This window comes from Micromonospora sp. CA-246542 (assembly GCF_050942905.1).
In the GTDB taxonomy this organism is placed as follows: Bacteria; Actinomycetota; Actinomycetes; order Mycobacteriales; family Micromonosporaceae; genus Micromonospora.
Genome location: NZ_CP192040.1, coordinates 345342 through 372017 on the forward strand (window position 1 = coordinate 345342; position 26676 = coordinate 372017).

The following is a 26676-nucleotide window of genomic DNA, read 5'->3' on the forward strand; positions in this document are numbered from 1 at the left end:
CTCGGGCGTGGCGGCTTGAGGGGTCAGGGGCCCAGGTCGATGACCGAGAAGAGGGCGCCCTGGGGGTCCCGGAGGGCGGCGAACCGGCCGGTCGGGATGTCGCGCGGTGGCACCAGGATGGTACCGCCCAGTTCGGCGGCGCGGGCGGCGGCGGCGTCCGCGTCGGCCACCGCGAAGTACACCGTCCAGTACGCGGGCAGGTCGGCCGGGTAGCCGTCACCGAGCGGCGGCATCATCCCGGCGACGATCCGCGCTCCGAGCCGCCACCCCGTGTACGTCATGCCGCCGACCGGCTGCTCGTCCGGCTGCCAGCCGAACACCAGTTCGTAGAAGGCCTTCGCGCCCTCCGGGTCGGGTGTGACCAGCTCGTTCCAGCTCATCGCGCCGGGCACGTTGAACACCTCGGCCCCGGGCATCGCCAGCGGCTGCCAGACGCTGAACGTCGCGCCCGCCGGGTCCGAGAACACGGCCATCCAGCCCCGGTCGAAGACCTCGAACGGCGGTACGACGACCTGCCCGCCGGCCCGTTCGACCCGTCCGGCGGCCAGTTCCGCGTCATCGGTGGCGATGTACGTCGACCAGATCGGCACCTGGTCCTCGATGGCGGGCGGGCCGACGCCGGCCACCGGCCTGCCGTCGAGCAGGAAGACCGTGTAGCCGCCCGCCTCGGGCTCCGGTGTCACCCGTCCGGTCCAGCCGAACAGTTCGGGGTAGAAGCGCCGCGCGTCGGTCAGGTCCGGGGTGGCCAGGTCGGCCCAGCACGGCGTGCCCGGCGGGACGGTGCTCACGTCAAGACCCCTCTCGGCCGGCGGCCACCTGGCGGGCCCCCTGCGGGAATCCTGGCACCGTCCCGCCGTGGCACGGGGCGGAAACAGACGAATCGTCAGCTGAACCGGCGACCCTCGTCCCGCCGGTACGCCCACGCGGCGAGCGCGGCGAGGAGCACGATCCAGACGGCGAGCATGATCATCGCGAGTGGCTGGACGGGATAGTCGCCGACCGCCGACCACATCAGTTCGGCCGCGCCCCGAGTGGGCAGGAACGGCGCGATGGTCTCGATGAACCCGGGCGCGTCGCCCGGTGCGGAGAGCAGCCCGCCGCCGAACGCGAGCGGCAGGAAGACGACCTGCGCCACCACGATCGCCGCCTTGCTGGGCAGCGAGTATCCGATGGCGAGACCCATCAGCGTGAACGGCACCGAGATGACGGCCACGGTGACGGCGGTCAGCAGGAACGCCGGCAGGGTGATCCGGGCCGGGGTGAGCGTCGCGCCGATCACCACGACCGGGATCAACGACAGGTACGTCAACGCGAGGCCGGCCAGCACGCGGCCCGCGAACCGGGGTGCGGGCCCGGCCGGCAGGGTTCGGGTGTACGGACTCCACGGCTGGTCGCGGTCCTCGGCGACGCCGACGCCGTACTGGAAGATGTTCGCGCTCATCACCGAGAAGGTGATCATCGACGCGGTGGCGAAGGTGGCGCCGACCGCGTCGTCGCCGGTGAACGGCACCACGAAGAAGATCATGGCGGCGGCGGGGAAGAAGGCGCTGCCGAAGACGGCCACCGGAATCCGGATGGTCTCCAGAAGCTGGTAGCGGGCGTGGACCAGGGCGAGCTGCACGGTGCGCCTCCTCAGACGGCGGTGGGTTGGCCGCTGGTGGCGGCAGCGGGTGGAGCCTGCGACGGCGTGTCCGTCCCGCCGGTGAGGGCCGTGTCCGTCCCGCCGGTGAGGGCGAGGAACGCCTCCTCCAGCGACGTGGGCCGGACCTCCAGGTCGGTGAAGGCGGCCTGGGAGCGGACCAGCGCCCGGACCAGCTCGTCGGCGTCGGTGGTGAGCAGGTGCAGGCGTCCGTCGACCCGCTCGGCGCGGACGACGCCGGGCAGGTCGGGCAGCTCGTCGGTGACCAGGCTGACCCGCCGTACGCCGACGATGCCGCGTACGGCGTCCACGGTGTCGTCGGCGAGCACCCGGCCCTGCCCGATCACCACCACGCGGCGGGCGAGCGCCTCCACCTCCTCCAGGTAGTGGCTGCTCAACAGCACCGTCCCGCCGTCGTCGTGGAAGGCCCGGATCGCGTCCCACAGGGTGTGCCGGGCGGTGACGTCCAGGCCGGTGGTCGGCTCGTCGAGCAGGACGAGTCGGGGCCGGCCGACGAAGGCCAGCGCCACGGCCAGCCGGCGACGCTGGCCGCCGGACAGTCCGCCGGTCTGCCGCCGGGTGAGGTCGCCCAGGCCGAAACGGTCGAGCAGTTCGCCTCGGGGCACCGGGTCGGGGTAGTGGGCGGAGACGAAGTCGACGACCTCGCCGACCCGCAGCGTGCCTGGGAGGCCGGTCTCCTGCGGGGTGACGCCGATCTGCCGTCGGGCCGCCGGATCGCGTGGATCGCGACCGTTCAACTCGACCCGCCCGGAGGTGGGTCGGCGCAGACCGACCAGCAGGTTCATCAGGGTGCTCTTGCCGGCTCCGTTGGGGCCGAGCAGGCCGACCAGTTCGCCGGCCCGGACCTCCAGGTCGACGCGGTCGAGGGCGAGGACGTCGCCGTACCGGCGGCTGACCTGGTCGGCGCGGGCGAGGGTCATGACTGCTCCTTCGACGCTGTGGAGTCCAGAGGGGAGGGATCGAGCAGGCTGCGGATCGCTTCGGTGTACTCCTCGAACGCCAGCCGACCGCGCCGGCTGAGCCGGATCAGGGTGGCCGGCGTACGTCCACGGTGGGTCTTGCAGATCTCGACGTAGCCGGCGTCCTCCAGCTTGCGCAGGTGGACGGAGAGGTTGCCGGCGGTCATCGCGAGCAGTTCCTGGAGCCGGGGGAACGTGATTCGGTCGCCGTCGCCGAGCGCGGAGAGCGCGGCGACCACCCGCAGCCGTGCCTGGGCGTGGATGACCGGATCGAGGTCGGTCACGAGCGCCCTCGCTGGCGCAGTCGGGCGATCGCCCCGGCGACCAGGATTCCGACGCCGCCGGCCACCGAGATGACCAGCGCGTGCCAACCCGGCCCGGCGATCGCGCCGACCACGTTGATGACGCTGATCCACACGCCGAGACGGAACAGGTCCCGGTCCAGCCAGATCGCACCGCCGGCCATGTGCAGCGCGCCGGTCAGCCCCACCGCAGCGGCCGACCAGAGCAGACCGGCCAGGTCGTGCGGCAGGTGCTCGGACACCCGGCCGACCGCCGCGTAGACGCTCACCGAGCCCAGCGCCCAGGCGCACCCGTACCAGCGGCCACGCACCGCCGAGTCGCCGGACACCTGCCCGTACGCTCGCGCGCCCGCCACCGCCTGGATCACCCCGGCGACGATCAGCAGGGCGAAGAGCATGGTCAGGGGCAGCCAGTCGGGCAGGGCGACCAGCACCCGACCACCCGGGGAGAAGCGCAGGAAGAACAGCCCGAAGCCGACCAACCAGGCCACGCCCCACGGCCAGTAGAGCAGCCGGGCGTCGGGCTGTAGGTGGCGAACGGTGGCCGCCCGCTGGTCGTCGATCAGCCGGAGAGCGGTGGCGGCGTCGGAGGGTGGAAGATCGTCGTCGTCGGGCCCCATGCAAACTACTTTACGATGCAAAGTCGAACCCGTGTGCCCCGCGCGACTGCCCGGTTGCCGACAGAGACGCCGCGCGCTGGCCCGCCGACCGTGCCTGAGGACGCGTTCGGTGTTTGGGGGCGTGCGGCAGGTGTCGACGGTGCCTGAGGACGCGTTCGGTGCTTGGGGGCGTGCGGCAGGTGTCGACGGTGCCTGAGGACGCGCCCGACGCCGGGCATCTGCGAGAGACGGTCTACAGCGGTGCGGGTGCCAGCGGTGTGGCCTGCGGCGCGGTCAGCAACGGCGCGGGCAGCGGTTCGGTGTGCAGCACCGACAACCGGGACACCGCGCGGGTGAGCACCACGTACAGCCGGTGCAGCCCGCGCGGCTCGGCCGCGACGATCGCGGCCGGCTCGACCACCACCACGTGGTCGTACTCCAGGCCCTTGACCAGCGTCGCGGGCACCACGGTGACCCGCTGGGCGGCCGTGACGTCGTCGGCGGTCGCGCTGGCGACGCCGACGGCGGCCAGCGCCGCGCGCAGCCCGTCGACCGCGTCGTCCGCGGCGATCACGCCGACCGACCCGTCGTGCGCGAGCGCCGCGCGCACCTCGGCCACCGTGGCGGCGGTCAGGTCGGCCACGGTACGCACGTCCAGGCCGCCGTCGTGACGCAGCGACTCCGCCGGGGGTACGTCCACCGCGAGCACCGGCAACAGCAGGTTGGCGAAGGCCACGACCGCGGCGGGCACCCGGAAGCCGACCGTCAGCGGGACCACCACTGCGTTCGGTTTGCCCAGGTGTGTCAGGGACTCCCGCCAGTCGGTCGCCGCCCACGGCGCGGTGCCCTGCGCGAGGTCACCGAGGAGCGTGATCGACCCGTGCTCACTGCGCCGGGCGATGGCCCGACACTGCATGGGGGACAGGTCCTGCGCCTCGTCCACCACCACGTGCCCGAACCCGGAAGGCCGCTCCAACAGCCCCGAGGCCTCGTCGACGAGCACCGCGTCCGCGGCGGTCCAGCGGGTGGCCTTCGGGGTACGCGCCGGCTTCGCCCAGACCAGCAGCTCCTGCTCGGCGTCGCTGAGCAGCCCGTCGGCGGCGGCGGCGAGGCGGACCGGGTCGGCGAGCAGGCCGTGCACCAGACCTTCCGGGGTGAGCGCCGGCCAGACCGCGTCCAGGAAGTCCACCACCGGCTGACACCGGCCCATCCGGCGCAGCCACGCGTCGCCCGGCGACTCGGCCCGCCGCGCCTCGGCCTGCCGTTGCAGCAGACTCACGACCCGCGCCCGGACCCGCTCCCGACCGGTGCCGTACGGCAGCCCCTCCCGTCGGGTCTCCTCGACGATCCGGTGCAGCGGCTCCAGCCCGATCCGCCACCGGAACGAGCCGTCGGAGACGGTGATCGAGTCGGTCGGCGTACCAATGTGGGCCTGCACCGCCCTGCGCAGCACGGTCGCCATCCGCGCGTCGTGCTTCAGCGCGGCGGCGGCCGGCGTCTCCACCGCCCGCACCGCAACCCGCGAGATCAGCTCCTCCACGGTGGCCTGCTCGACCTCGACCTCGCCGAGGGCCGGCAGCACCGCCGCGATGTACGACAGGAACGCCCGGTTCGGCCCCACGATCAGCACACCCGCCCGACGCAACCGTTCCCGGTGCAGGTAGAGCAGGTACGCGGCCCGGTGCAGGCCGACGGCCGTCTTCCCGGTGCCCGGTGCCCCCTGCACACAGATCGAGTCGGCCAGGTCGGCCCGGACCAGCTCGTCCTGCTCCGGCTGGATGGTGGCGACGATGTCGCGCATCGGCCCCACGCGCGGTCGCTCGATCTCGGCCGTGAGGATCCGGCTGGCCGTACCCAGCTCCTCGCCCCGATCCAGCCGCTCGTCCTCGAAGCTGGTCAACACCCCGTTGCTGAACCCGAACCGCCGCCGCACCGCGACACCCTGCGGGTCGCGAGCGCTGGCCCGGTAGAACGAGCGGGAGACCGGCGCCCGCCAGTCCAGCACCAGCGGTTCGCCAAGCTCATCGGTGACATGCCGTCGCCCCACGTGGTACCGCCGACCAGCATGCCCGCTGCCGCTGCCGCTGGCGCTGGCGCTGGCGCTGCCGCTGCCGCTGCTGCCGCTGCCGCCGCTGCCGCTAACGCTGCCGCTGCTGCCGCTGGCGCTGCTGGCGCTGCTGGCGCTGCTGGCGCTGCCGGCGCTCCTGGCGCTGCTGCCGCTGTCGCTGCGGCGGTCGCCGGGGCTGCCGGCACTCCTGCTTGCGCTGCTGCCGCTGGCCGGGTTGCTGGTGGTCGGGCTGTTGCTGGTTGCCTGCGTCGGGCCGGTTGCGGTGTCCTCGTCTGGTGCTTGTCCGCCGAATTCGAGGCGGCCGAAGAACAGTGGAGTGGTGGGGTCGTCGGCCAGTTCGGCGACCCGGCGGGCGAGTGTGCGGCCGAGGGTCTCCGCCGCGTAGGGGTCGCCGGCGACCTGGGCGCCGGTGGAGAAGAGGGCTTCGGCCCGCTCCCGCATCCGCCGCAGGGCCGCGCGCGAGGTGGCCAGGTGAGTGCGTTCGGCCGCGAGATCCGTGTCGAGATCCGTGTCGAGGTCAGGTGCGGGCATGCTGACGTCCCATCGTTCACATCTGCTGCTCGCTCGCGTTTCCGGGGGCGGATGGCCGACCTCCCGGCGCGACGACGTCCGTTGCGGTGCAGCTCACCTCGGCCGTCAAGCGGGCTGCAACCCTATGCCTTTCTCGCCACCCCTTCCACCGAATTACCGAGCCAACCACCCGGACGAGTCGGCGCGTCGTGGACTTGAGTGACAGCTACGCCCGAGCCCGCGCTACAGCGGGGCCGCGTGTCGGGGTCGAGCTCTGAGCGGGAGCGTCGCCTTGTCGTGGCGTTCCCCGAACACGTGCTCACGAAGGACGAGCACGTCGTGCTGTGGGTGCCGTGACGGGTGGCGGGATGAACCGCTTGTGCTCAGCAGCGCCGGTGGTAAAGGTTGCGGCGTGGGGCGCGCAGCGGGTCCAGCCAGGCGGGCGGGAGGAATTCGGGCTGGCCGTCCGACGCGATGCGGACGGCCCAGTCGCCCTGATGCAGAAGCCGGTGATGATGCCCGCAGAGCAGGACCGCGTTGCCCAGGGTCGTGGTGCCGCCGTCGGCCCAGTGGCGCACATGGTGGCCGTCGCACCAACGGGATGGCCGGTCGCAGCCGGGAAAGGCGCAGCCGCCGTCGCGTAGCACCAGCGCGCGCCGCAGCGGACCGGTGAAGAGTCGGCGCTGACGCCCGACGTCCAGGATCTGGCTGTTGCCGTTCAAGACTGCCGGCAGCACGGCGGCATCGCAGGCCAGGCGGCGGACCGCGCCCGGCGTGAGACGCACCCCGGTGTCCAGGGTGCCCGCGCCGACCTCGTTGACCAGCGCGTCGAGTGCCATGGTGACGACCAGTTGCGGCCGGTCTCCACCGTTGTCGGGCAGGTGGCCGGTGCGCAGTGCCAGCCGGCAGATCTCGCCGAGTGCGTCGGCTCTGCGTTGGCCCGGGCTGCGGTCGTCGTGCTCACCGGCCGGAGCGCAGAGCGGATCGATGGCCTCCCGCAGCAGGCTCGCGGTCTCGGTGTCGAGGTTGCCGGTGAGGCGTACCTGCCCGTCCTTCGGCTCCGAGAGGGTGACGTGCCGGCGAGCCTCGGCCCGTTCGGCGGCCCGGTCGAGGGCCGCCAGCTCGGCCTCGTCGGCCAGGTCGGGCGCGACGTGCGCGAGGACGCGTTCGCCGAGGCGACTCAGGGTGGTCGGATCGAAGCGGTCGGCCCAGGCGAGCAGCAACTCGGTGGCTTTGTCCGCCACCTCCGGGCCGGCCTCGACGGGGAGATCCGCGATCGTCTCCGCCACGACCTTGCCCTGTTCAACGGTGAGGCTGCCGTCGAGCAGGGCGGTGCGGACCGTCGGCGGCGCCGCGTCGATGGTGGCGGCGAGCTGGACCAACTGGCGGGCCGACCGCCCGGACAACCGCAGCCGCTCCCGTAACCAGACGGCGGTCGACGATGCGCCCTGGGCGACCGCGAGACCACGGCCGTCGAGCTCGCGCACGAGAGCGAGCTGGATGGTTGCCAGGCGCTGCGCCAGGGCGTGCGACGCCTCCAGCGCCGCGAGCAGTTCGTCGTCGGGAAGGGCCCACGGCGCGGTATCGGCGCAGGCGTCGACACCGCCACCCGCCTGCGCCAACGCCCTCAACATGGACCAACACTAGAACAGGTGTACGACACTTTCGTTCCGAAGGGCCGCCCTGTGGACAACCTTTTTCGGCGGCACCGCATCTCCGCCGCGCGGTCCTGCGCCGCGCGGCCATGACGCCCCATATGCCCCGTGACGCGTGGCGGCACGGCCTCACCCTGTGTGGCGGACGCGGCGGTGCGGCGTTTCGGTCGTCGCGCGGGCGACCCGCCGGCCCGACGGTGACGTGGCTGGCCGAGGCCCGTAGGGCGGGTGAACGCGCAGCCCACCGAACGTGGGTGGCCGGCTGTGACGTCGTCGGAGCGCCCGCGATCGGGTGGGGTCGGGTGCGGGGTTGGCCACTCCGGGCCGGCCCGCCGGGCTGGATCCCGAGGCCGGGGATACGGTCGGGTCATGGTTGAGCGCGTCGCACGCCCGCGGGTCGGGCACATCCAGTTCCTGAACTGCCTGCCGATCTACTGGGGCCTGATGCGCTCGGGCAGCCTGCTCGACGTCGACCTGCACAAGGACTCCCCGGACCGGCTGAGCGCGGCGCTGGTGGCCGGCGACCTCGACATCGGTCCGATCACGCTGATGGAGTACCTGAAGCACACCGACGAGCTGCTCCTCCTGCCGGACCTGGCGGTCGGCAGCGACGGGCCGGTGCTCTCGGTCAACATGGTCTCCACGCGGCCCCTCGCCGAGCTGGACGGCGCCCGCGTGGCGCTCGGCTCGACGTCGCGGACCGGCGTGATGCTGGCGCAGTTGCTGCTCACCGAGCGGTACGAGGTGCGGCCCGAGTACTTCCGCTGCCCTCCGGACCTCACCCAGATGCTGCTGGAGGCCGACGCCGGGGTCCTGATCGGGGACGTGGCGCTGCGGGCGTACTACGAGGCTCCGTTGCGGGGCCTCACCGTGACCGATCTGGGGCAGGCCTGGCGGGACTGGAGCGGGCTGCCGATGGTCTTCGCCGTCTGGGCGGTCCGCCGCGACTTCGCGGCCGCGCACCCGGGCCTGGTCAAGGAGGTGCACGAGGCGTTCCTGCGCTCGCGCGACCTCTGCCTCTCCGAGCTGGACCAGGTCGCCGAGGCGGCGGCGCGTTGGGAGGCGTTCGACGCCGCGACGCTGGCCACGTACTTCCGGGCCCTGGACTTCTCGCTCGGCGAACGGCAGGTCGCCGGGCTGCGCGAGTTCGCCCGGCGGGTCGCCGCGCTCGGCGAGGTCCCGGCACTGCCCGCCGACGGCCCGGAGTTCTTCGCCGGCTGATCACCCGGCGGGTCCGAGAGGAAGCCGCCGTGCCGCGAAGCCGCCGTGCCGCGAAGTCGTCGCGCCGCGAAGTCGCCGTGCCGCGAAGTCGCCGTGCCGCAAAGCCGCCGTGCCGTGGAAGCTTCGTGCCGCGAAGCCGTCGCGCCGCGAAGCCGTCGCGCCGCGAAGCCGTCGCGCCGCGAAGCCGTCGCGCCGCGAAGTCGCCGTGCCGCGAAGGACGCTGAGCGCCGCGAAATGGACGGAGCGCCGCTCTGCAGGACAGAGCGGCGCTCGGATGCGGAAGGGCAGCCGCCGTCAGGTGCCGGGGCGCAGCAGCGCCTCGGTGATCTTCTGGCAGTTCTTCATGCCGTACTCGTAGCCCATGTTGATCGGGTAGCGGACCATCACGCCCATCGTCCAGGTGTCGCCGATGGCCAGGCAGTTGATGTGCATCTCCTGCTCGGCGGTCCGGTCGATCCACCCGTTCTTGATGGCGATCTGCTTCTGCTGCGCGGGCGGGAACGCCTTACGGATGCCGAAGTCTCCCGCGCCCCGGACCAGCTTCATCTCGTTGAGCAGCCACTTGGTCCACTTCGGCCCGGCGGCGGTGCCGGTGGCGATGCAGTTGCCCAGTCGCGCGGTGTCGCGGGGGGAGAGCGCGGTACGGGACCAACCCTTGTCCGGGGCGACGCTGCTGTCGGTCAGCTTGCACATGGAGAGCAGCCGCCGGATCGAGGCGTCCCGGCCGACCGAGTTGTAGAACTGCTCGGCCCGCGTGTTGTCGCTGTCCCGGATGATGCGGGTGGCGTCGGCGAGCTTCGCGTCGCTCGGTGTCTGGCCGGCCTCGGCGGTGCGGCGCAGGTAGTCGGCGACGATCCAGGACTTGATCAGCGAGGCGGTGGTGCTGGTCTCGCCCATGTTCTTCGAACCGATGATCTTTCCGGTCCGGCGGTCGAGGACGCTCCAGGAGTACCAGCCCTCGATGTCGAGGTCGAGGTTCTTGGCCTGGAACGGCAGCGGCGTCAGCGAAGGGCTGGGGCTGGGGCTCGGCGGGGCCGGCTGGCGGGCGCTGCGGTCGGTGGCCGCGTTGGTGGACCGGTCGCTGGTCGTCGCGTCGGAGTCACCCCACTTGGCGGCGGCGGCCGACTCGAACGGCGACCCGGGCAGCAGGCGTAGCGAGACCAGCACCAACCCGATGAGGATGACCGCGACGGCGATCAGGCGCAGCGGCGAGGTCTCGCCCCCACCGCGTCGATCGGCCCGCCGGTTCCCGGCCATCAGAGCTTCCCGACCGGTTGCTGCGGCACCTTGAGCGCGGCGCCGGGCTGCGGGGTGACCAGTTGGGTGGCGACGCTGGCGCAGACCTTCGCGCCGTAGCTCAGCCCTAGCTTGATCGAGTAGCGCAGCATCACCGCGAGACTCCACTTTCCGTTGACCGCGAGGCAGTTGACGTGCCAGTTTCCGTCGGAGGCAATCGGTGTCCAGCCGTTCTTCATGCTGACCGGCCCCTGCGCGGTGATCGACTTGGGTAGACCGTCGATGATCCCCCAGCGGCCGCCACCGGAACTGGCCTTCTGTGCGTCGGTGGTGCCCCGGACCTTGGCCATCTGGTCCAGCACCCACTTGGTCCACTTCGGGCCGGCGGCCTTACCGTCGGCGATGCAGTCGCCGAGCCGGACGGCGTCGCGCGGGGACATCCGGGTGAAGCTCCAGTAGCCGGTGTAGGGCTCGGTGTTGCCGCGCTTGGTGTCGGTCAGGCCGCAGATTTTGATCGCCCGCTGGATCACCGGGTCCGGGATGCTGCTCTTCGACGGCTTGTACGACCCGCCTGCGGCGGCGTAGACCTTGTTGGCCGCGGCGTCGTTGCTGTCGATGATGGCGAGGCTGGCCGCCTGCTTCAGCCCGGCCGGCGGCTCCCGGTCCTTGAGCTGGCGCAGGTAGTCGGAGACGATCCACGCCTTGATCATCGATTCGGTGGAGCTGGTCGCGCTCATGTTCGACGATCCGGAGACCTTGCCGGTCTTCCGGTCGAGCAGCGCCCACGAGAAGAATTCGCCCTTGAACGCCACCGACACGCGGCTCGCGGCCAGCGTCGGAGGTGGTGGCGGGGCCGGCGCGGGCGCGGCGACACTGCTGGTGGTGCCGCCACCACCGCCGCCTTCGCCGGCGTCGCTGGACAGTCGGGCGTACGCGGTGGGGACCAGTAGGACGCCACCGAGAATCACCGCCACGACGGCGAACACCATGGTCACGCGAGATCGCATGAGTTGGGTGAGCTCCAGATGTCAGGGCCGGGGGGACCGGCTTCGTTGTCCGGGGCGACCGGTGCGTGCGCCGAGGCCGGGGGAGATGGCCTCTGTGGAGCCGGCGTGGGGGCAGCCGATCGTGTGACCGGCAGAAGTCTACGTCCGGACGCGCCGATCGCCAGAGGTCGACACCAGGCAACGTGCGAAATCGGGAGAAAGTCCCGATGCTTTGCGGCTTATGAGAGGTTTGACCTCCTTTCCGTGAGCCACGTCATAAACGCCGACGTCGCGGTGGGTAGCGGAGACCCGCCCATCGGTGACGGAACGTCACTCGGGTTTCCTGTTACACCCCCTAGTGCATTCGGGCGCAAGCTGTAACACTTGTCCTCATGTATGGCAACGACTTCTCCGCACCCGGCGACGCACCGGACGCGCCCGGCGCGGGCCTGCTCGGCGAGGTCGAAGCGGCCGAGGCCGAGCTGCGCGCCGCCGCCGCTCGTCAACGGCGTGGCGGCCCGGCGCCGGACGAGGATCTGGCGGCCTACTTCACCGAGGTGGTCGACGCGGAGCAGAAGATCGAGCCGCGCGACTGGATGCCCGAGGCGTACCGGCGGACGCTGATCCGGCAGATCGCGCAGCACGCCCACTCCGAGATCATCGGCATGCAGCCCGAGGGCAACTGGATCAGTCGGGCGCCCTCGCTCAAGCGCAAGGCGATCCTGCTGGCCAAGGTGCAGGACGAGGCGGGCCACGGCCTCTACCTCTACGCCGCCGCCGAGACTCTCGGCATCAGCCGCGACGAACTGGTCCGGCTGCTGCTCGACGGCCGGCAGAAGTACAGCTCGATCTTCAACTACCCCACCCTGACCTGGGCCGACGTGGGTGCGATCGGTTGGCTGGTGGACGGTGCGGCAATCGTCAACCAGGTGCCCCTGTGCCGCTGCTCCTACGGGCCGTACGCCCGGGCGATGATCCGGGTCTGCAAGGAGGAGTCGTTCCACCAGCGCCAGGGGTACGAGATCCTGCACACCCTCGCGCACGGCACCCCGGCGCAGAAGGCCATGGCCCAGGACGCGGTCGACCGCTGGTGGTACCCGTCGCTGGCCATGTTCGGTCCGCCGGACGGTGACTCCACCCACTCCGCCCAGTCGATGGCCTGGAAGATCAAGCGCTTCTCCAACGACGACCTGCGCCAGCGCTTCGTCGACATGTGCGTCGGGCAGGCGGAGATCCTCGGGCTGCGCATCCCCGACGACGACCTGCGCTGGAACGAGGAGCGGCAGGCGTACGACTACACGCAGCCCGACTATGACGAGCTGATGCAGGTCATCAAGGGCAACGGGCCGTGCAACCGGGAGCGGATGGCGCACCGCCGGGCCGCCCACGCCGACGGCGCATGGGTACGCGAGGCCGCCGCGGCGTACGCCGCCAAGCGAGCCGACACGAGGGAGAAGGTGGCCGCGTGAGCAACGAACACTCGCCTCTGTGGGAGGTCTTCGTCCGGGCGCGGCGGGGCCTGTCGCACACGCACGTCGGCAGCCTGCACGCCCCGGACGCCGAGCTCGCCCTGCGCAACGCCCGTGACCTCTACACCCGCCGCCAGGAGGGCGTGTCGGTCTGGGTGGTGCCGGCGGGCGCGATCACCGCGTCCAGCCCGGACGAGAAGGACGCCTTCTTCGACCCGGCCGCCGACAAGGTCTACCGCCACCCCACCTTCTACGAGGTACCGGACGGGGTGGCGCACCTGTGAACGGGCCCTTCGCCTTCACTCTCGGCCTGGGTGACGACGCGCTGGTCGCCGCGCAGCGGCTGGCCGAGTGGGCGACCCGCGCGCCGGAGATGGAAGAGGACGTCGCGCTCGCCAACATCGCCCTCGACCAGCTCGGCGCGGCCCGGCTGCTGCTGTCGTACGCGGGTGAGCTGGAAGCCGCGGGTCGGGACGAGGACGCGCTCGCGTACCTGCGCGACGACCGCGAGTTCCACAACGTGCTCCTGGTCGAGCTGCCCAACGGCGACTTCGCGGTGACCATGGCGAAGCTGTTCTTCCTGGCGGCGTACCAGGTGCCGCTCTACACCGCGCTCGCCGGCTGCGCCGACGAGCGGCTGGCCGCGATCGGCGCGAAGGCGCGCAAGGAGTCCGCGTACCACCTGGACCACGGCGCGCTGTGGGTGAAGCGGCTCGGTGACGGCACCGAGGAGTCGCACCGCCGGATGCAGGAGGCCGTGGACCACGTCTGGCCGTACACCCACGAGCTGTTCGCGGCGGACCCGGCGGCGCCGGTCGATCCGGCGGGTCTGCGGCCGGCGTTCGACGAGGTCGTCGGTCCGGTGTTGGCCGAGGCGACGCTCACCCGTCCCGAGCGCGGCTGGGCGCCGACCGGCGGGCGGGCCGGTGTGCACACCGAGCACCTGTCCTACCTGCTGGCCGAGATGCAGGTGCTGCACCGCGCCCACCCGGGGGCGCAGTGGTGAGCGCGGGAGCGACCGCACAGCGGAGTCGGACCGACGCGTGGACGGCGGCGGCGAGCGTGGTGGACCCGGAGATCCGGGTGATCACCATCGACGAGCTGGGGATCCTCCGCGAGGTCGAGCAGGATCGGATCACCGGTCGGGTCGTCGTCACCATCACCCCGACCTACACCGGCTGCCCCGCCATGGACGTCATCCGGGCCGACGTGCGCCGTGCCCTGGCGAAGGCCGGTTACCCGGACGTCGACGTGCGAACGGTCTACAGCCCACCGTGGAGCACCGACTGGATCTCCGACACCGGGCGGGCCAAGCTCGCGTCCGCCGGGATCGCCCCGCCCGCCCCGGCGTCCGCCCCGGGCGTGGTGGCGCTGACCCTCGCGGTCCGCTGCCCGCTCTGCGGCTCGCCGGAGACCGAGCAGGTCAGCCGGTTCGGCTCGACGGCCTGCAAGGCGTTGTGGCGCTGCCGCTCCTGCTCCGAACCCTTCGACCACCTGAAGGCGCTGTGACAGTCACCATCACCCGGCCGGTCCGTCGTCGGCCGGCCTTCCACCCGCTGCCGGTCGCGGCCGTCGACCGGCTCACCGACGACTCCGTGGCGGTCACCTTCGCCGTACCCGAGGAGTTGCGGGAGACCTTCGCCTTCCAGGCGGGGCAGCACCTGACGGTGCGGCGGGTGACCGACGACGGCGAGGACGTGCGCCGGTCGTACTCCATCTGCTCCACCCCCGACGACCTGGCCCGGCGCGGCCGGCTGCGGATCGGGGTGCGGGAGGTTCCCGGCGGCGCCTTCTCGGCCTTCGCGTGCGGCGCGCTGCGCGGCGGCGACACGGTCGAGGTGCTGCCCCCGCTTGGCGCCTTCACCACGGCGTTCGCGCCGGACCGGGTCCGCCACTACGGCGCGGTCGTCGCCGGCTCCGGCATCACGCCGGTGCTCGGGCTGGTCGCGACGGCCCTGGCCGTCGAGCCGGCCAGCACCTTCACCCTGGTGTACGGCAACCGCACGGCGAACACCGTGATGTTCGCCGAGGAGTTGGCCGACCTGAAGGACCGGTTCCCGGCCCGGCTGCATCTGGTGCACGTGCTGTCCCGGGAGCAGGGCGAGTCGCCGTTGCTGTCCGGACGGATCGACGCCGAACGGTTGGGGCGCCTGCTGGGCACCATCGTCCCGGGCGAACTGATCGAGGAGTGGTTCCTCTGCGGGCCGTACGGCATGGTGGTCGACGCCCGGGAGGTGCTGGCCGCGCGGGGTCTGCCGGAGTCGGCCGTGCACACCGAACTGTTCCACGTCGACGCGCCGCCCGAGCCGGTGGCGCGTCCCGCCGAGCAGTCGGGCGTCGGGACGGACGTCACCATCGTGCTGGACGGCCGCTCGTCGAGCTTCACGATGGGCCGGGAGCAGCGGGTGCTGGACGCCGCGTTGAAGGTGCGCGGCGAACTGCCGTACGCCTGCAAGGGCGGGGTCTGCTCGACCTGCAAGGCGAAGGTCGTCGACGGGTCGGTCACGATGGCCCGCAACTACGCCCTGGAGCCGGACGAGGTGGCCGCCGGCTACGTGCTGACCTGCCAGTCCAGCCCGACCACCGACAAGCTCACGGTCGACTACGACGCATAATCCCCGCGCCCCGCCCCCGCCCCCGTCCGCGTCGATCTTGCGGTTTCGGTCGTCGAGATGCGTGGAATGCCCTGTGTGTTGCGACAGAAAGTGCAAGATCGCGGTGAGGGGCGGTTTGCGGAGCGAATCACAACCATGAACACCCCTCCCGGAAGGGGCGCGTCGGCGACGTAGGCTCGGGGTTGTGACGGTGAGCCGGGAGATCGACGACATCCTGCAGCGTGGCGCGGACGGCGGGCGGATCACGCCCGAGGAAGCCCTGCTGCTCTACACCGAGGCGCCCTTCCACGCGTTGGGCGAGGCGGCGGACGCGGTGCGCCGGCGGCGCTATCCGGACAACGTCGTCACCTACCTGATCGATCGCAACATCAACTACACCAACGTCTGCGTGACGGCGTGCAAGTTCTGCGCGTTCTACCGCGCCCCCAAGCACTCCGAGGGGTGGACGCACCCGACGGAGGAGATCCTGCGTCGCTGCGGCGAGGCGGTCGAGCTGGGCGCGACCCAGGTGATGCTCCAGGGCGGGCACCACCCGGACTACGGCGTCGAGTACTACGAGGAGCTGTTCTCCTCGGTCAAGCAGGCGTACCCGCAGCTCGCGATCCACTCGATCGGGCCGAGCGAGATCCTGCACATGGCCAAGGTCTCCGGCGTCAGCCTGGACGAGGCCATCGCCCGCATCAAGGCCGCCGGCCTCGACTCGATCGCCGGCGCCGGCGCGGAGATGCTGCCCGAGCGCCCGCGCCGGGCCATCGCCCCCCTCAAGGAGTCGGGCGAGCGCTGGCTGGAGGTCATGGAGCTGGCCCACCGGCAGGGTGTCGAGTCGACCGCGACCATGATGATGGGCACCGGCGAGACGCACGCCGAGCGGATCGAGCACCTGCGGATGATCCGCGACGTGCAGGACCGTACGGGCGGGTTCCGGTCGTTCATCCCGTGGACGTACCAGCCGGAGAACAACCATCTCAAGGGTCGTACGCAGGCGACCACGCTGGAGTACCTGCGGCTGGTCGCGGTGGCCCGGCTCTTCTTCGAGACCGTGCCGCACCTCCAGGCGTCCTGGCTGACCACCGGCAAGGACGTCGGGCAGCTCGCCCTGCACATGGGCGTGGACGACCTCGGCTCGATCATGCTGGAGGAGAACGTGATCTCCTCCGCCGGTGCCCGGCACCGCTCCAACCTGCACGAGCTGATCGGCATGATCCGCTCTGCCGACCGGATCCCGGCCCAGCGCGACACCCTCTACAACCGGCTGGCGGTGCACCACACGCCGGCCGACGACCCGACCGACGAGCGGGTGGTCTCGCACTTCTCCTCGATCGCGCTGCCGGGCGGCGGCGCGGGCCGGTCGCTGCCGCTCGTCGAGGTCAACTGAGGTACGTCGCGGCCGGCCGTTCGGCTGACCGGGGATCCTGCTTCCGCTTGCGTCCACTCGGCGGTACGGATCCTCCCGGTGGGCTCGCCGGCGCATAGCCCGGTGTGGGTCTGGTGGAGATGATCGCCGACGGATAGCGTGCGGCCGTCTGGCTGAGGCGCGTCCTCCATCGGCCCATGAGGGTCGTTCACATAACGCACGGCGGTACGGGCGGGATGGGTGACCATCCCGCCCGATCCGTGTGCCGGGTCCAGGCCGGACGGTTGAAAACCCGCCGCCACGCTGGCGTGGGAGATCGACCTCCGATAACGTCCGCTCGTTCGGCGCAACCGATCCAATTTTCTTCCCTACCCCCGGGGGACTGATGACAGCGTTCCACCGCTCGGCCCTGGTCCGTGCCGGCGTCGTGGCCCTGCTCGCGGCCGGTGGCGTGGCCACCGTCGCCGCCCCGGCGCAGGCCGCCGACCAGGCCGACCTGGCCCTGGTGCCGCTCAGCTACGAGCTGGCTCAGGGCGTCAAGGCGGCCAAGGCCAAGCCGTTCAAGTTCCAGGTCGACAACACCCGAAGCACGGTCGACGCCAAGGACGTCCGGGTCACCGTGGAGACGAAGGGCCTGAAGAACCGCAAGGTCGGTGTCATCGCGCCGGACGGCTGCGACCTCAAGGGCACGACGTTCACCTGCCTGCTCGGCGACCTGGCCGCCGGCACCACGGAGGACTTCGGTATTCCGATCTTCTCGACCGGCGGTCGTGGCGACGCCGGCACGCTGGTGGTCAGCATCAGCTCGGCCACCGCCGACCCGAACCCGCAGGACAACAAGGTGCGGCACGACATCACCGTCGCCAAGCCGGGTTACGACCTGACGACCTGGGTGCAGGACGTCTACGCCGACGTGACGGTGGACGGCGACGAGGCGGGCGAGTCCGGCCTCAAGCCGGTCAAGCGGGGCGACACCGCGCCGCTGGACTGGGCGCTCTACAACGACGGCAGCAAGAAGGCGACCGGCGTGGCGTACGGGATCACGCTGCCGGCCGGCGTCACCTTCGCCAAGCTGCCGGACGGCTGCGTCGAGCAGCCGCTGGGCGGGTTCGCCAACGCCTACTGCGAGGACAGTGGCGTCGTGCTGAAGCCCGGGCAGTTCTACACGGGCGACGTCCGGGTGAAGATCGGCGAGGACGTGACCGAGCCGGTGCTCCGGCCCGGATTCGTCTGGGCCGCTGGTCTCGAGGCCACCCAGGGCAGCCCCGAGGAGGAGCCGCGGGAGGCTTCCGGCGCGCAGCGCCGGGCGTTCACCGAGACCGACGAGGTGGACAACACCGCGCAGTTCGACGTGTTCGTCGACCTGAGCGCGCAGCCGACCCCGACTCCGACCGTCACGCCGACGCCGACCGCGACTCCGACTCCGGGCGGCACGACGACGCCGGGCACGAGCACGTCGCCGACCGCGGGCGGTGGCTCCGGCGGCGGTGGATTGCCGGTCACCGGTGTGCAGGCCGGCCTGATCGGCGGCATCGGTGGTCTGATCCTGCTCGCGGGCGGGGCGCTGCTGGTGCTCTCCCGCCGCCGCAAGGTCGTCATGGTCGCTCCCGGCGACGAGAAGTCGACCGACTGACACGGGTATGACACGAGGGCGGGGTGGGCGACCACCCCGCCCTCGCGCATGTCGGCGGCGCCGAACATCGTGGGGTACGCGGACCCAGCGGCCGAGGGCTCGCGCGGGGCTGGCAGAGTGGACGGGGTGAGCCGTACCCCGCAGGGCCAGCGCGCCAGTCTCGACAAGCAGCCGCACGAGGTCGCCGCGATGTTCGACGGCGTGGCCGAGCGCTACGACCTGACCAACACCGTGCTCGCCTTCGGGCAGGACCGCTCCTGGCGGCGGGCCACCCGCGCGGCCCTGGGGCTGCGACCGGGTGAGCGGGTGCTGGACGTGGGAGCGGGCACCGGTGTGTCGACCCGTGAGCTGGCCCAGTCCGGGGCGTACGCGGTCGGGGCGGACCTGTCGCTGGGCATGCTCCAGGTCGGCAAGCGGGTGCGTCCCGAGGTGCCGTTGCTGGCCGGCGACGCGCTGCGGCTGCCGTTCGCCGACGCGAGCTTCGACGCGGTGACCATCTCCTTCGCCCTGCGGAACGTCAACGACACCGACGCGGCGCTGCGCGAGCTGGCCCGGGTCACCCGGCCGGGAGGCCGGCTGGTGGTGTGCGAGTTCAGCACCCCGGTCAATCCGGTCTTCCGGACGGTGTACCTGTCGTACCTGATGCGGTCGCTGCCGGTGGTGGCCCGCGCGGTGTCGAGCAACCCCGACGCGTACGTCTATCTGGCCGAGTCGGTCCGGGCGTGGCCGGACCAGGCGGCGCTGGCCGGGCGGGTGGCCGCGGCGGGGTGGGGTCGGGTGGCGTGGCGCAACCTGACCGGCGGCGTGGTCGCGCTGCACCGGGCCGTCCGCGCGTAGCCCGGCGAGACGTCCGCGCGTGGCACGCGAGACGTTTGCGCGTTTCAGGAATATCCGACTTTAGTCCACTTTGCGCCGTACGCTCGTCCGCATGACCGGAGCAGACCCGGCGAGCCCGGTGGCCGCCACCGACGACGACGCGGCCGAACTCATCACGCAGTTGCGCGCGCTGGCCGGCGCGGACCCGGCGGACGTCCGGCAGGTGGTCGCGGAGGTGCTGGCCGCCCTGGACCGCGCGGCGGGCGGCGCGCTCCGGGAGCATCTGCCGGAGACGATCCGGGTCGACGCCGGCCTGGACGCGCCCAGCCCGGCCTGACAGTCGGCTGCTGTGGACGGTCGTCGGCTGTCACATCGGCGAGTTAGGTACCCCTGATCCTGCGCAGGTATGACGCCGGTCATACACTCGTCCCGTCTGGCTTGTGAAGCATTTCACGAGCGTGCGGGAGGAGGCGCGAATGACCGCGGTGGAACACGACGCCGATGTCATCGTCGTTGGCGCCGGTCCCGGTGGATCGGCAACTGCGTACCACCTGGCCCGGCACGGCGTACGGGTCCTGGTGTTGGAGAAGACCGAGTTCCCCCGGGAAAAGGTCTGCGGTGATGGACTGACCCCGCGTGCGGTGCGCCAGCTCATCCGGATGGGCGTGGACACCTCGCCCGAGGCCGGCTGGCTGCACAACAAGGGTCTGCGGGTCATCGGCGGCGGCGTACGCCTGGAACTGGACTGGCCGGAGCTGGCGAGCTTCCCGAACTACGGGCTGGTCCGTACCCGGCTGGACTTCGACGACCTGCTCGCCCAGCGCGCGGTCGCGGCCGGCGCCAAGCTGCGGACCAACGTCAACGTGCTGGGCCCGGTGCTCGACGACGACGGTCGGGTGACCGGCGTCGAGGCCGAGGTGGGCCCCGGCAAGGAACCCACCACCTTCCACGCCCCGCTGGTCGTGGCCGCCGACGGTGTCTCCGGCCGGTTCCCGCTCGCGCTCGGGCTGGCCAAGCGGGAGGACCGGCCGATCGGCGTGGCCGTCCGCCGCTACTACCACTCGCCGGCCAAGCACGACGACGACTACCTGGAGTCGTGGTTGGAGCTGCGCAGCAAGGACAGCGGCGACAACCTGCTGCCCGGGTACGGCTGGATCTTCGGGCTCGGCGACGGGCGGGTCAACGTCGGCCTCGGCGTGCTCAACTCGTCGTCCGCGTTCGGCAAGACCAACTACCGCCGGCTGCTCACCGACTGGCTGGCCAACACCCCCGCCGAGTGGGGGATGACCGACGAGACCAACGCGGACGGCCCGATCCTCGGCGCCGCCCTGCCGATGGGCTTCAACCGGGTGCCGCACTACACCCGCGGCGTCCTGCTGGTCGGCGACTCCGGCGGCATGGTCAACCCGTTCAACGGCGAGGGCATCGCGTACGCGATGGAGTCCGGCGAACTGGCCGCGGAGGTGGCGGTGCAGGCGCTCGCGCGTCCGGCCGGACCGGAGCGGGAGCGGGCGCTGCTGGCGTACCCGAACGAGCTGAAGGCCCGCCTCGGTGGCTACTACCGGCTCGGCGGCATCTTCGTGAAACTGATCGGCCGTCCGGAGATCATGCGGATCGCCACCAAACACGGCATGCCCCATCCGACGCTGATGCGTTTCGTGCTCAAGTTGCTGGCCAACCTGACCGACCCCCGGGGTGGGGACGCGATGGACCGGGTCATCAATGCGATGACGAAGGCGGCGCCAGCCGTCTAGTTGGGACGGCATCGGTGCTGGTCACAGCCTCGACGCCGACAAAGATCGACCCCCGCCGGCAGCCACCGCGAGGGACGTGAATAGTGTGATTTTCGTCAAGCACTGACGGCAGGGAAGGACGAGCAGGAGAAAACGATGTCGCTCTCGCCTTACGCACCGATCATCGGGCTGTTCGCCCTCGCCGCGGCGTTCTCGCTGTTCTCCGTCGGCGCCGCCCGCTTCGCCGGTCCCCGTCGTTACAACAAGGCCAAACTCGAGGCGTACGAGTGCGGCATCGAGCCCAGCCCGCAGCCGGTCGGCGGTGGGCGGTTCCCGATCAAGTTCTACCTGACGGCGATGCTCTTCATCGTCTTCGACATCGAGATCATCTTCCTCTACCCCTGGGCGGTCTCGTTCGACGCTCTGCCGATCTTCGGCTTCGTGGAGATGGTCCTGTTCATCGTCGCGGTCTTCGTCGCGTACGCCTACGTGTGGCGTCGCGGCGGCCTGGACTGGGACTGAGGAAGGAACGTCAGATGGGCATCGAGGAGAAGCTCCCCGCCGGCGTCCTGCTCACCTCGGTGGAGAAGCTGGTCAACTGGTCCCGGAAGTCGTCCGTGTGGGGCGCGACCTTCGGCCTGGCCTGCTGCGCCATCGAGATGATGGCGGCCGGTGGTCCGCACTACGACATGGGCCGCTGGGGCATGGAGGTCTTCCGGGCCTCGCCCCGGCAGGCCGATCTCATGATCGTGGCCGGCCGGGTGAGCCAGAAGATGGCGCCGGTGCTGCGCCAGATCTACGACCAGATGGCCGAGCCCCGCTGGGTGCTCTCGATGGGCGTCTGCGCCAGCAGCGGCGGCATGTTCAACAACTACGCCATCGTGCAGGGCGTCGACCACGTCGTACCCGTCGACATGTACCTGCCCGGCTGCCCGCCCCGGCCGGAGATGCTCATCGACGCGATCCTCAAGCTCCGCGAGAAGATCATGTATGAGCCGCTGGGCCCGAACGGTCGCAAGATGCTGGCGGCCCGCCAGGAGCGCGGCGACGTCCCGGTGGTGCCGTACGGCTCGATGCCGTCCTCCTACCGCAACGACAAGGCCCGGCGTGCCGAGTGGACCCAGGCGGTCCGCGAGGGGCGCGAGGAGCAGTTGCGGATCGAGAACTGGATGAACGCCCAGAACCATCTCCACCCGCAGGCAGGCCCGAAATGACGTCTCCCACGGACAAGACCAACGACGGCGGTGTGCCGGTGCCGGTGACGCCGCCCGGCGCCAGCGCGACCGCCCCGGCCGAGTACCCGCCGGCCAGCCCGGCCGGTCGCGGGATGTTCGGCAACCAGGGCACCGGTGACGTGTCCGGCTACGGCGGCCTGGTCCGCCCGCGCCAGCCGATCGAGGAGGCCGCCCGGCCGTACGGCGGGTACTTCGACGAGGTCCGCGACGCGCTGGAGGAGGCGTACCCGGCCTTCGGCGACGCGATCGAGAAGGTGGTCGTCGACCGGGGCGAGCTGACCCTGCACGTCCGCCCCGAGCGGATCGCCGAGGTCTGCCAGGTGCTGCGCGACGACATGGCGCTGCGGTTCGAGCTGTGCTCCTCGGTGTCCGGGGTGGACTACCTCGGCGCGGATGAGCGCCGGCTGCACGTGGTCTACCTGCTCACCTCGATGACCTATCGGCGTCGGATCCGGCTGGAGGCCGCCGTCTCCGCCGAGTCGCCGCACCTTCCCAGCGTCACCGCCGTCTACCCGACGGCCGACTGGCAGGAGCGGGAGGCGTACGACATGTTCGGCATCGTCTTCGACGGCCACCCCAACCTGACCCGGATCCTCATGCCGGACGACTGGGAGGGCCACCCGCAGCGCAAGGACTACCCGCTCGGTGGTGTGCCCGTCGAGTACAAGGGCGCCGAGATTCCGCCGCCGGACCGGAGGAGGTCCTACCAGTGAGCGCGAGGAGTGCAGCGAAGCGGAGCCCCGCAGTCGCGAACGGAGGGCCAGCACTGTGACCACGTCGAACTACGCGACCGAACGCGAGACCACCGAGGGCCGGGTCTTCACCGTCACGGGTGGGGACTGGGACACGGTCGTCTCGGGCACCGACCCGATCAACGACGAGCGCATCGTGGTCAACATGGGTCCGCAGCACCCGTCCACCCACGGGGTGCTCCGTCTGATCCTCGAACTGGAGGGCGAGACGGTCCGCGAGGCCCGCTCGGTCGTCGGCTACCTGCACACGGGCATCGAGAAGAACCTCGAGTACCGCAACTGGGTCCAGGGCTCGACGTTCGTGACCCGGATGGACTACCTCTCCCCGATCTTCAACGAGACGGCGTACGCGCTGGCCGTGGAGAAGCTGCTCGGCATCACCGACGACGTCACCGAGCGGGCCACCACCATCCGCGTGCTGATGATGGAGCTCAACCGGATCTCGTCGCACCTGGTCTGGCTGGCCACCACCGGCATGGAGCTGGGCGCCATCTCGATCATGCTGTACGGCTTCCGTGAGCGGGAGTACATCCTCGACATCTTCGAGACCATCACCGGCCTGCGGATGAACCACGCGTACGTCCGGCCGGGCGGTGTGGCGCAGGACGTGCCGGACGACGCGGTCCGCAAGATCCGCGAGTTCCTCAAGATGATGCCGAAGAAGCTCAAGGAGTACGAGGACCTGCTCTCCGGCCAGCCCATCTGGACCGAGCGGACGAAGGGCGTCGCGGTGCTGGACGTCACCGGCTGCGTGGCGCTCGGCATCACCGGTCCGGTGCTGCGCTCGGCCGGGCTCGCCTGGGACCTGCGCAAGACCATGCCGTACTGCGGCTACGAGACGTACGAGTTCGACGTGCCGACCCACCCCGACGGCGACGTGTGGGGCCGCTACCAGGTCCGGCTCGCCGAGATCCGCGAGTCGATGAAGCTGGTCGAGCAGGCGCTGGACCGGCTGCGCCCGGGCCCGGTGATGGTCGCCGACCGCAAGATCGCGTGGCCCGCGCAGCTCGCCATCGGCGTCGACGGCATGGGTAACTCGCTGGAGCACGTCGCGAAGATCATGGGTCAGTCGATGGAGTCGCTGATCCACCACTTCAAGCTGGTCACCGAGGGCTTCCGGGTCCCGCCCGGCCAGGTGTACGTCGGCATCGAGTCGCCGCGCGGCGAGCTGGGCGTGCACGCCGTCTCCGACGGTGGCACCCGGCCCTACCGGGTGCACTACCGGGAGCCGAGCTTCGTCAACCTCCAGGCCCTCCCGGCGATGGCCGAGGGTGGCCTGATCGCCGACGTGATCGCCGGCGGCGCCTCGCTGGATCCCGTGATGGGTGGTTGTGACCGATGACGACGACGTTCACTGACGAGACGCGGGAGCGGGCACGCGAGATCATCGCCCGCTACCCGGCGGACCGGTCCCGCTCGGCCCTGCTGCCGCTGCTGCACCTGGTCCAGTCCGAGGAGGGGTACGTCTCTCCGGCCGGCGTGACGTTCTGCGCCGAGGTGCTCGGGCTGAACAAGGCCCAGGTCGGCGCGGTCGCCACCTTCTACACCATGTACAAGCGCAAGCCCACCGGCGACTTCCTGGTCAGCGTCTGCACCAACACCATGTGCAACGTGCTGGGCGGCCAGGAGGTCTACGACACCCTCTCCGAGCACCTGGGTGTCGGGCACGACGAGACGACCGCCGACGGCACCATCACGTTGGAGCACGCCGAGTGCCTGGCGGCCTGCGACTACGGCCCGGTGATGACCGTCAACTACGACTTCTTCGACGGGGTCGACCCGTCCACGGCGGTCGGTGTGGTCGACGAGCTGCGCGCGGGCGGACGGCCGATGCCGACGCGCGGCGCGCGGCTGTGCACGCTGAAGGAGATGGCTGTGCAGCTCGCCGGTTTCGCCGACGAGCGCGACGGCGCGGTCGGCGACGGTGGGCCGGGCGAGCCGACCCTGCGGGGTCTGCGGTTGGCGCAGGAGCACGGCGTCTCGGTGCCGGGCTTCGACCCGAACACCCCGATCCGCAGCAAGGCCGAGGCCGACAAGGCAGCCGCCGAGGCGAAGGCGAAGGCGGAGGCCGCCAAGCCGGCGCCCGTCGAGGCCACCACCGCGCCGGTCAAGGGCGGCGACGGCGCGGCCACCCCGGCCGCGGCCCCTGCCACTGAAGTCACCAGCGGCGACGGCGCGGCCACCCCCACGGGTACGGCCGGCAACGCCGAGCGGGTCGAGCCGGAGGCGGCCACCGGCAGCACCGCACCGGACGTGAAGGCCCCGGACGACAAGTCGCCGCAGGTGCGTACCGCCGAGACCCGGCAGCCCGACGCGGAGACGGCCGTGCCGGACGCGCCCGGCACGAAGGCGCCGGCGGAGACCTCGCCGCCGGCCCCGCGCGACGCGCAGGCGGCCCAGGCCGCCGGCGCGGCGGCCAACGCCCCGGCCGGCGACGGTAAGCCCGCCGGTGACTCGACCGGCGCGCAGGAGCGCAACCTCACCGAAGCGTCGGCGGACGCGGATGGCACGGACCCCGCCGCCGCGAGCGAAACGGGGGCCCACAAGTGACCACTCCCCGCCCGGAGACGCTGGCCAAGCTGACGCCGGTGCTGACCAAGCGCTGGTTGTCACCGGACGCCTGGCGGATCGGCACCTACGAGCAGCTCGACGGCTACGCCGCGCTGCGCAAGGCCCTCAAGGCCCACCCGGACGACCTGATCCAGCTGATCAAGGACTCCGGGCTGCGCGGTCGTGGCGGCGCCGGCTTCCCCACCGGTCTCAAGTGGGGCTTCATCCCGCAGGGTGACGGCAAGCCGCACTACCTGGTGGTCAACGCCGACGAGGGCGAGCCGGGCACCTGCAAGGACCTCCCGCTGATGACCCACGATCCGCACGCGCTGGTCGAAGGCGTGATCATCGCGTCGTACGCGATCCGGGCCAGCCGCGCCTACATCTACATCCGGGGCGAGGCCGTGCACGCCGCCCGGCGGCTGCGCAACGCCGTCCAGGAGGCATACGACAAGGGCTACCTGGGTCGCAACATCCTGCGCAGCGGCTTCGACCTGGAGCTGGTCGTGCACTCCGGCGCCGGGGCGTACATCTGCGGCGAGGAGACGGCGCTGCTCGACTCGCTGGAGGGGTTCCGGGGGCAGCCCCGGCTGCGCCCGCCGTTCCCGGCCACCCACGGCCTGTACGCCAGCCCGACGGTGGTGAACAACGTCGGCACCATCGCCAGCGTCCCGCCGATCGTGCTCGGTGGGGCCGACTGGTGGAAGTCCATGGGCACCGAGAAGTCCTCCGGACCGATGATCTACTCGCTCTCCGGGCGGATCGCCAACCCGGGCCAGTACGAGTGCTCGATGGGCGTCACGCTGCGGGAGCTGCTGGAACTTGCCGGCGGCATGCAGCCCGGTCACAACCTGCGGTTCTGGACCCCGGGTGGATCGTCGACCCCGCTGCTCGCCGCCGAGCACCTGGACGTCCCGCTGGACTTCGAGGGCGTGGCGGCGGCCGGCTCGATCCTGGGCACCACGGCCACGCAGATCTTCTCCGACCAGGACTGCCCGGTCTACGCGACGTACCGGTGGCTGGAGTTCTACCACCACGAGTCGTGCGGCAAGTGCACCCCGTGTCGGGAGGGCAACTACTGGATGGTCCGGGTCTACCGGCGGATCCTCTCCGGCCAGGGCACCCACGAGGACCTGGACACCCTCCTGGACACCTGCGACAACATCCTCGGCCGCTCGTTCTGCGGCCTGGGTGACGGCGCGACCAGCTCGGTGACCTCGTCCCTGAAGTACTTCAAGCAGGACTACCTCGACTACATCGAGGGTCGCAAAGCTCCCATGCTGTCGGAGAAGAGCTTGGTGGGTGCGCACTGATGAGCGCGAG

26 protein-coding genes are annotated in these 26676 nt (G+C 71.4%); 17 read left to right on the top strand and 9 right to left on the bottom strand.

Features of this window, described 5'->3' with window-relative positions:
• Window positions 1-23 precede the first annotated feature (23 nt).
• The 7 genes from ACQP0N_RS01690 to ACQP0N_RS01720 form a co-directional block, all read right to left on the bottom strand.
• On the bottom strand, window positions 24-788 hold the full coding sequence (locus tag ACQP0N_RS01690) for a VOC family protein (protein WP_433116992.1): 765 nt from the start codon (window positions 786-788) through the stop codon (window positions 24-26).
• Between the two features lie 95 nt (window positions 789-883).
• On the bottom strand, window positions 884-1621 hold the full coding sequence (locus tag ACQP0N_RS01695; RefSeq protein WP_355048290.1) for an ABC transporter permease: 738 nt from the start codon (window positions 1619-1621) through the stop codon (window positions 884-886).
• An 11-nt stretch (window positions 1622-1632) separates the two neighbouring features.
• A complete protein-coding gene (locus ACQP0N_RS01700) occupies window positions 1633-2580 on the bottom strand; it encodes an ABC transporter ATP-binding protein (protein WP_433116994.1) in 948 nt (315 codons plus the stop codon).
• Window positions 2577-2903 carry a transcriptional regulator gene (locus tag ACQP0N_RS01705; RefSeq protein ID WP_433116996.1) on the bottom strand — a complete coding sequence of 109 codons (327 nt, stop codon included), beginning with the start codon at window positions 2901-2903 and terminating at the stop codon, window positions 2577-2579. The genes ACQP0N_RS01700 and ACQP0N_RS01705 overlap by 4 nt, the downstream gene beginning before the upstream one ends.
• Window positions 2900-3541, bottom strand: coding sequence for a transporter (locus ACQP0N_RS01710; RefSeq protein ID WP_433116998.1), 642 nt, complete (start codon window positions 3539-3541; stop codon window positions 2900-2902). Before ACQP0N_RS01710 ends, ACQP0N_RS01705 begins: the two co-directional genes overlap by 4 nt.
• 232 nt (window positions 3542-3773) lie before the next feature.
• Window positions 3774-6119 (bottom strand): HelD family protein, encoded by a 2346-nt coding sequence (locus ACQP0N_RS01715; RefSeq protein ID WP_433117000.1) that lies wholly within the window; start codon window positions 6117-6119, stop codon window positions 3774-3776.
• A gap of 362 nt (window positions 6120-6481) precedes the next feature.
• Window positions 6482-7732, bottom strand: coding sequence for a DUF222 domain-containing protein (locus tag ACQP0N_RS01720; protein WP_433117002.1), 1251 nt, complete (start codon window positions 7730-7732; stop codon window positions 6482-6484).
• A 390-nt stretch (window positions 7733-8122) separates the two neighbouring features.
• On the opposite strand from ACQP0N_RS01720, the gene ACQP0N_RS01725 reads away from it, so the two are divergent.
• A complete protein-coding gene (locus ACQP0N_RS01725; protein ID WP_433117004.1) occupies window positions 8123-8974 on the top strand; it encodes a menaquinone biosynthetic enzyme MqnA/MqnD family protein in 852 nt (283 codons plus the stop codon).
• A gap of 294 nt (window positions 8975-9268) precedes the next feature.
• On the opposite strand, the gene ACQP0N_RS01730 is transcribed toward ACQP0N_RS01725, so the two are convergent.
• Window positions 9269-10231, bottom strand: coding sequence for a hypothetical protein (locus tag ACQP0N_RS01730; RefSeq protein ID WP_433117006.1), 963 nt, complete (start codon window positions 10229-10231; stop codon window positions 9269-9271).
• Complete coding sequence (locus tag ACQP0N_RS01735) at window positions 10231-11217, bottom strand: hypothetical protein (protein WP_433117008.1); 987 nt, start codon at window positions 11215-11217, stop codon at window positions 10231-10233. Before ACQP0N_RS01735 ends, ACQP0N_RS01730 begins: the two co-directional genes overlap by 1 nt.
• A gap of 371 nt (window positions 11218-11588) precedes the next feature.
• On the opposite strand from ACQP0N_RS01735, the gene paaA reads away from it, so the two are divergent.
• The 16 genes from paaA to nuoF all read left to right on the top strand — a co-directional run bounded on the left by paaA (window position 11589) and on the right by nuoF (window position 26666).
• A complete protein-coding gene (paaA, locus tag ACQP0N_RS01740; RefSeq protein ID WP_433117010.1) occupies window positions 11589-12665 on the top strand; it encodes a 1,2-phenylacetyl-CoA epoxidase subunit PaaA in 1077 nt (358 codons plus the stop codon).
• Window positions 12662-12949 carry a 1,2-phenylacetyl-CoA epoxidase subunit PaaB gene (paaB, locus tag ACQP0N_RS01745; RefSeq protein WP_433117012.1) on the top strand — a complete coding sequence of 96 codons (288 nt, stop codon included), beginning with the start codon at window positions 12662-12664 and terminating at the stop codon, window positions 12947-12949. Before paaA ends, paaB begins: the two co-directional genes overlap by 4 nt.
• Window positions 12946-13671, top strand: coding sequence for a 1,2-phenylacetyl-CoA epoxidase subunit PaaC (gene paaC, locus ACQP0N_RS01750; protein WP_433117014.1), 726 nt, complete (start codon window positions 12946-12948; stop codon window positions 13669-13671). Before paaB ends, paaC begins: the two co-directional genes overlap by 4 nt.
• Window positions 13668-14174: a 1,2-phenylacetyl-CoA epoxidase subunit PaaD gene (paaD, locus tag ACQP0N_RS01755; protein WP_357123493.1), complete on the top strand. Its 507-nt coding sequence runs from the start codon at window positions 13668-13670 to the stop codon at window positions 14172-14174. The genes paaC and paaD overlap by 4 nt, the downstream gene beginning before the upstream one ends.
• Window positions 14171-15280, top strand: a complete 1110-nt coding sequence (paaE, locus tag ACQP0N_RS01760) for a 1,2-phenylacetyl-CoA epoxidase subunit PaaE (protein WP_433117016.1) — start codon at window positions 14171-14173, stop codon at window positions 15278-15280. Before paaD ends, paaE begins: the two co-directional genes overlap by 4 nt.
• A gap of 184 nt (window positions 15281-15464) precedes the next feature.
• Entirely contained in the window at window positions 15465-16655 is a 1191-nt protein-coding gene (gene mqnC, locus ACQP0N_RS01765; protein WP_355048277.1) for a cyclic dehypoxanthinyl futalosine synthase, read from the top strand.
• A gap of 364 nt (window positions 16656-17019) precedes the next feature.
• The gene (locus tag ACQP0N_RS01770) at window positions 17020-18267 is read left to right on the top strand and encodes an LPXTG cell wall anchor domain-containing protein (RefSeq protein WP_433117019.1); all 1248 of its coding nucleotides are present in this window, start codon (window positions 17020-17022) and stop codon (window positions 18265-18267) included.
• Window positions 18268-18456: 189 nt separating this feature from the next.
• Window positions 18457-19104, top strand: coding sequence for a demethylmenaquinone methyltransferase (locus ACQP0N_RS01775; protein ID WP_433121364.1), 648 nt, complete (start codon window positions 18457-18459; stop codon window positions 19102-19104).
• A 91-nt stretch (window positions 19105-19195) separates the two neighbouring features.
• Window positions 19196-19420, top strand: coding sequence for a hypothetical protein (locus ACQP0N_RS01780; protein WP_355048274.1), 225 nt, complete (start codon window positions 19196-19198; stop codon window positions 19418-19420).
• Window positions 19421-19559: 139 nt separating this feature from the next.
• Window positions 19560-20837 carry a geranylgeranyl reductase family protein gene (locus ACQP0N_RS01785; protein ID WP_433117021.1) on the top strand — a complete coding sequence of 426 codons (1278 nt, stop codon included), beginning with the start codon at window positions 19560-19562 and terminating at the stop codon, window positions 20835-20837.
• A 135-nt stretch (window positions 20838-20972) separates the two neighbouring features.
• Entirely contained in the window at window positions 20973-21338 is a 366-nt protein-coding gene (locus tag ACQP0N_RS01790; protein WP_007454588.1) for an NADH-quinone oxidoreductase subunit A, read from the top strand.
• Between the two features lie 14 nt (window positions 21339-21352).
• Window positions 21353-22030 (top strand): NuoB/complex I 20 kDa subunit family protein, encoded by a 678-nt coding sequence (locus tag ACQP0N_RS01795; RefSeq protein WP_007454590.1) that lies wholly within the window; start codon window positions 21353-21355, stop codon window positions 22028-22030.
• Window positions 22027-22764, top strand: coding sequence for an NADH-quinone oxidoreductase subunit C (locus tag ACQP0N_RS01800; RefSeq protein WP_355048272.1), 738 nt, complete (start codon window positions 22027-22029; stop codon window positions 22762-22764). The genes ACQP0N_RS01795 and ACQP0N_RS01800 overlap by 4 nt, the downstream gene beginning before the upstream one ends.
• A gap of 55 nt (window positions 22765-22819) precedes the next feature.
• Entirely contained in the window at window positions 22820-24145 is a 1326-nt protein-coding gene (locus ACQP0N_RS01805; protein WP_355048271.1) for an NADH-quinone oxidoreductase subunit D, read from the top strand.
• Window positions 24142-25353, top strand: coding sequence for an NADH-quinone oxidoreductase subunit NuoE (gene nuoE / locus ACQP0N_RS01810; protein WP_433117024.1), 1212 nt, complete (start codon window positions 24142-24144; stop codon window positions 25351-25353). The genes ACQP0N_RS01805 and nuoE overlap by 4 nt, the downstream gene beginning before the upstream one ends.
• Window positions 25350-26666, top strand: coding sequence for an NADH-quinone oxidoreductase subunit NuoF (nuoF, locus tag ACQP0N_RS01815; protein WP_433117026.1), 1317 nt, complete (start codon window positions 25350-25352; stop codon window positions 26664-26666). The genes nuoE and nuoF overlap by 4 nt, the downstream gene beginning before the upstream one ends.
• The last annotated feature ends 10 nt before the right edge of the window (window positions 26667-26676 follow it).

Excerpts from the sequence above, each read along its gene's own strand:
- ACQP0N_RS01700 (WP_433116994.1), bottom strand. The coding sequence starts at position 2,580 with ATGACCCTCGCCCGCGCCGACCAGGTCAGCCGCCGGTACGGCGACGTC.
- ACQP0N_RS01710 (WP_433116998.1), bottom strand. The coding sequence starts at position 3,541 with ATGGGGCCCGACGACGACGATCTTCCACCCTCCGACGCCGCCACCGCT.
- ACQP0N_RS01715 (WP_433117000.1), bottom strand. The coding sequence starts at position 6,119 with ATGCCCGCACCTGACCTCGACACGGATCTCGACACGGATCTCGCGGCC.
- ACQP0N_RS01720 (WP_433117002.1), bottom strand. The coding sequence starts at position 7,732 with ATGTTGAGGGCGTTGGCGCAGGCGGGTGGCGGTGTCGACGCCTGCGCC.
- ACQP0N_RS01725 (WP_433117004.1), top strand. The coding sequence starts at position 8,123 with ATGGTTGAGCGCGTCGCACGCCCGCGGGTCGGGCACATCCAGTTCCTG.
- ACQP0N_RS01730 (WP_433117006.1), bottom strand. The coding sequence starts at position 10,231 with ATGGCCGGGAACCGGCGGGCCGATCGACGCGGTGGGGGCGAGACCTCG.
- ACQP0N_RS01735 (WP_433117008.1), bottom strand. The coding sequence starts at position 11,217 with ATGCGATCTCGCGTGACCATGGTGTTCGCCGTCGTGGCGGTGATTCTC.
- paaA (WP_433117010.1), top strand. The coding sequence starts at position 11,589 with ATGTATGGCAACGACTTCTCCGCACCCGGCGACGCACCGGACGCGCCC.
- ACQP0N_RS01770 (WP_433117019.1), top strand. The coding sequence starts at position 17,020 with ATGACAGCGTTCCACCGCTCGGCCCTGGTCCGTGCCGGCGTCGTGGCC.
- ACQP0N_RS01775 (WP_433121364.1), top strand. The coding sequence starts at position 18,457 with ATGTTCGACGGCGTGGCCGAGCGCTACGACCTGACCAACACCGTGCTC.
- ACQP0N_RS01780 (WP_355048274.1), top strand. The coding sequence starts at position 19,196 with ATGACCGGAGCAGACCCGGCGAGCCCGGTGGCCGCCACCGACGACGAC.
- ACQP0N_RS01785 (WP_433117021.1), top strand. The coding sequence starts at position 19,560 with ATGACCGCGGTGGAACACGACGCCGATGTCATCGTCGTTGGCGCCGGT.
- ACQP0N_RS01790 (WP_007454588.1), top strand. The coding sequence starts at position 20,973 with ATGTCGCTCTCGCCTTACGCACCGATCATCGGGCTGTTCGCCCTCGCC.
- ACQP0N_RS01795 (WP_007454590.1), top strand. The coding sequence starts at position 21,353 with ATGGGCATCGAGGAGAAGCTCCCCGCCGGCGTCCTGCTCACCTCGGTG.
- ACQP0N_RS01800 (WP_355048272.1), top strand. The coding sequence starts at position 22,027 with ATGACGTCTCCCACGGACAAGACCAACGACGGCGGTGTGCCGGTGCCG.
- nuoE (WP_433117024.1), top strand. The coding sequence starts at position 24,142 with ATGACGACGACGTTCACTGACGAGACGCGGGAGCGGGCACGCGAGATC.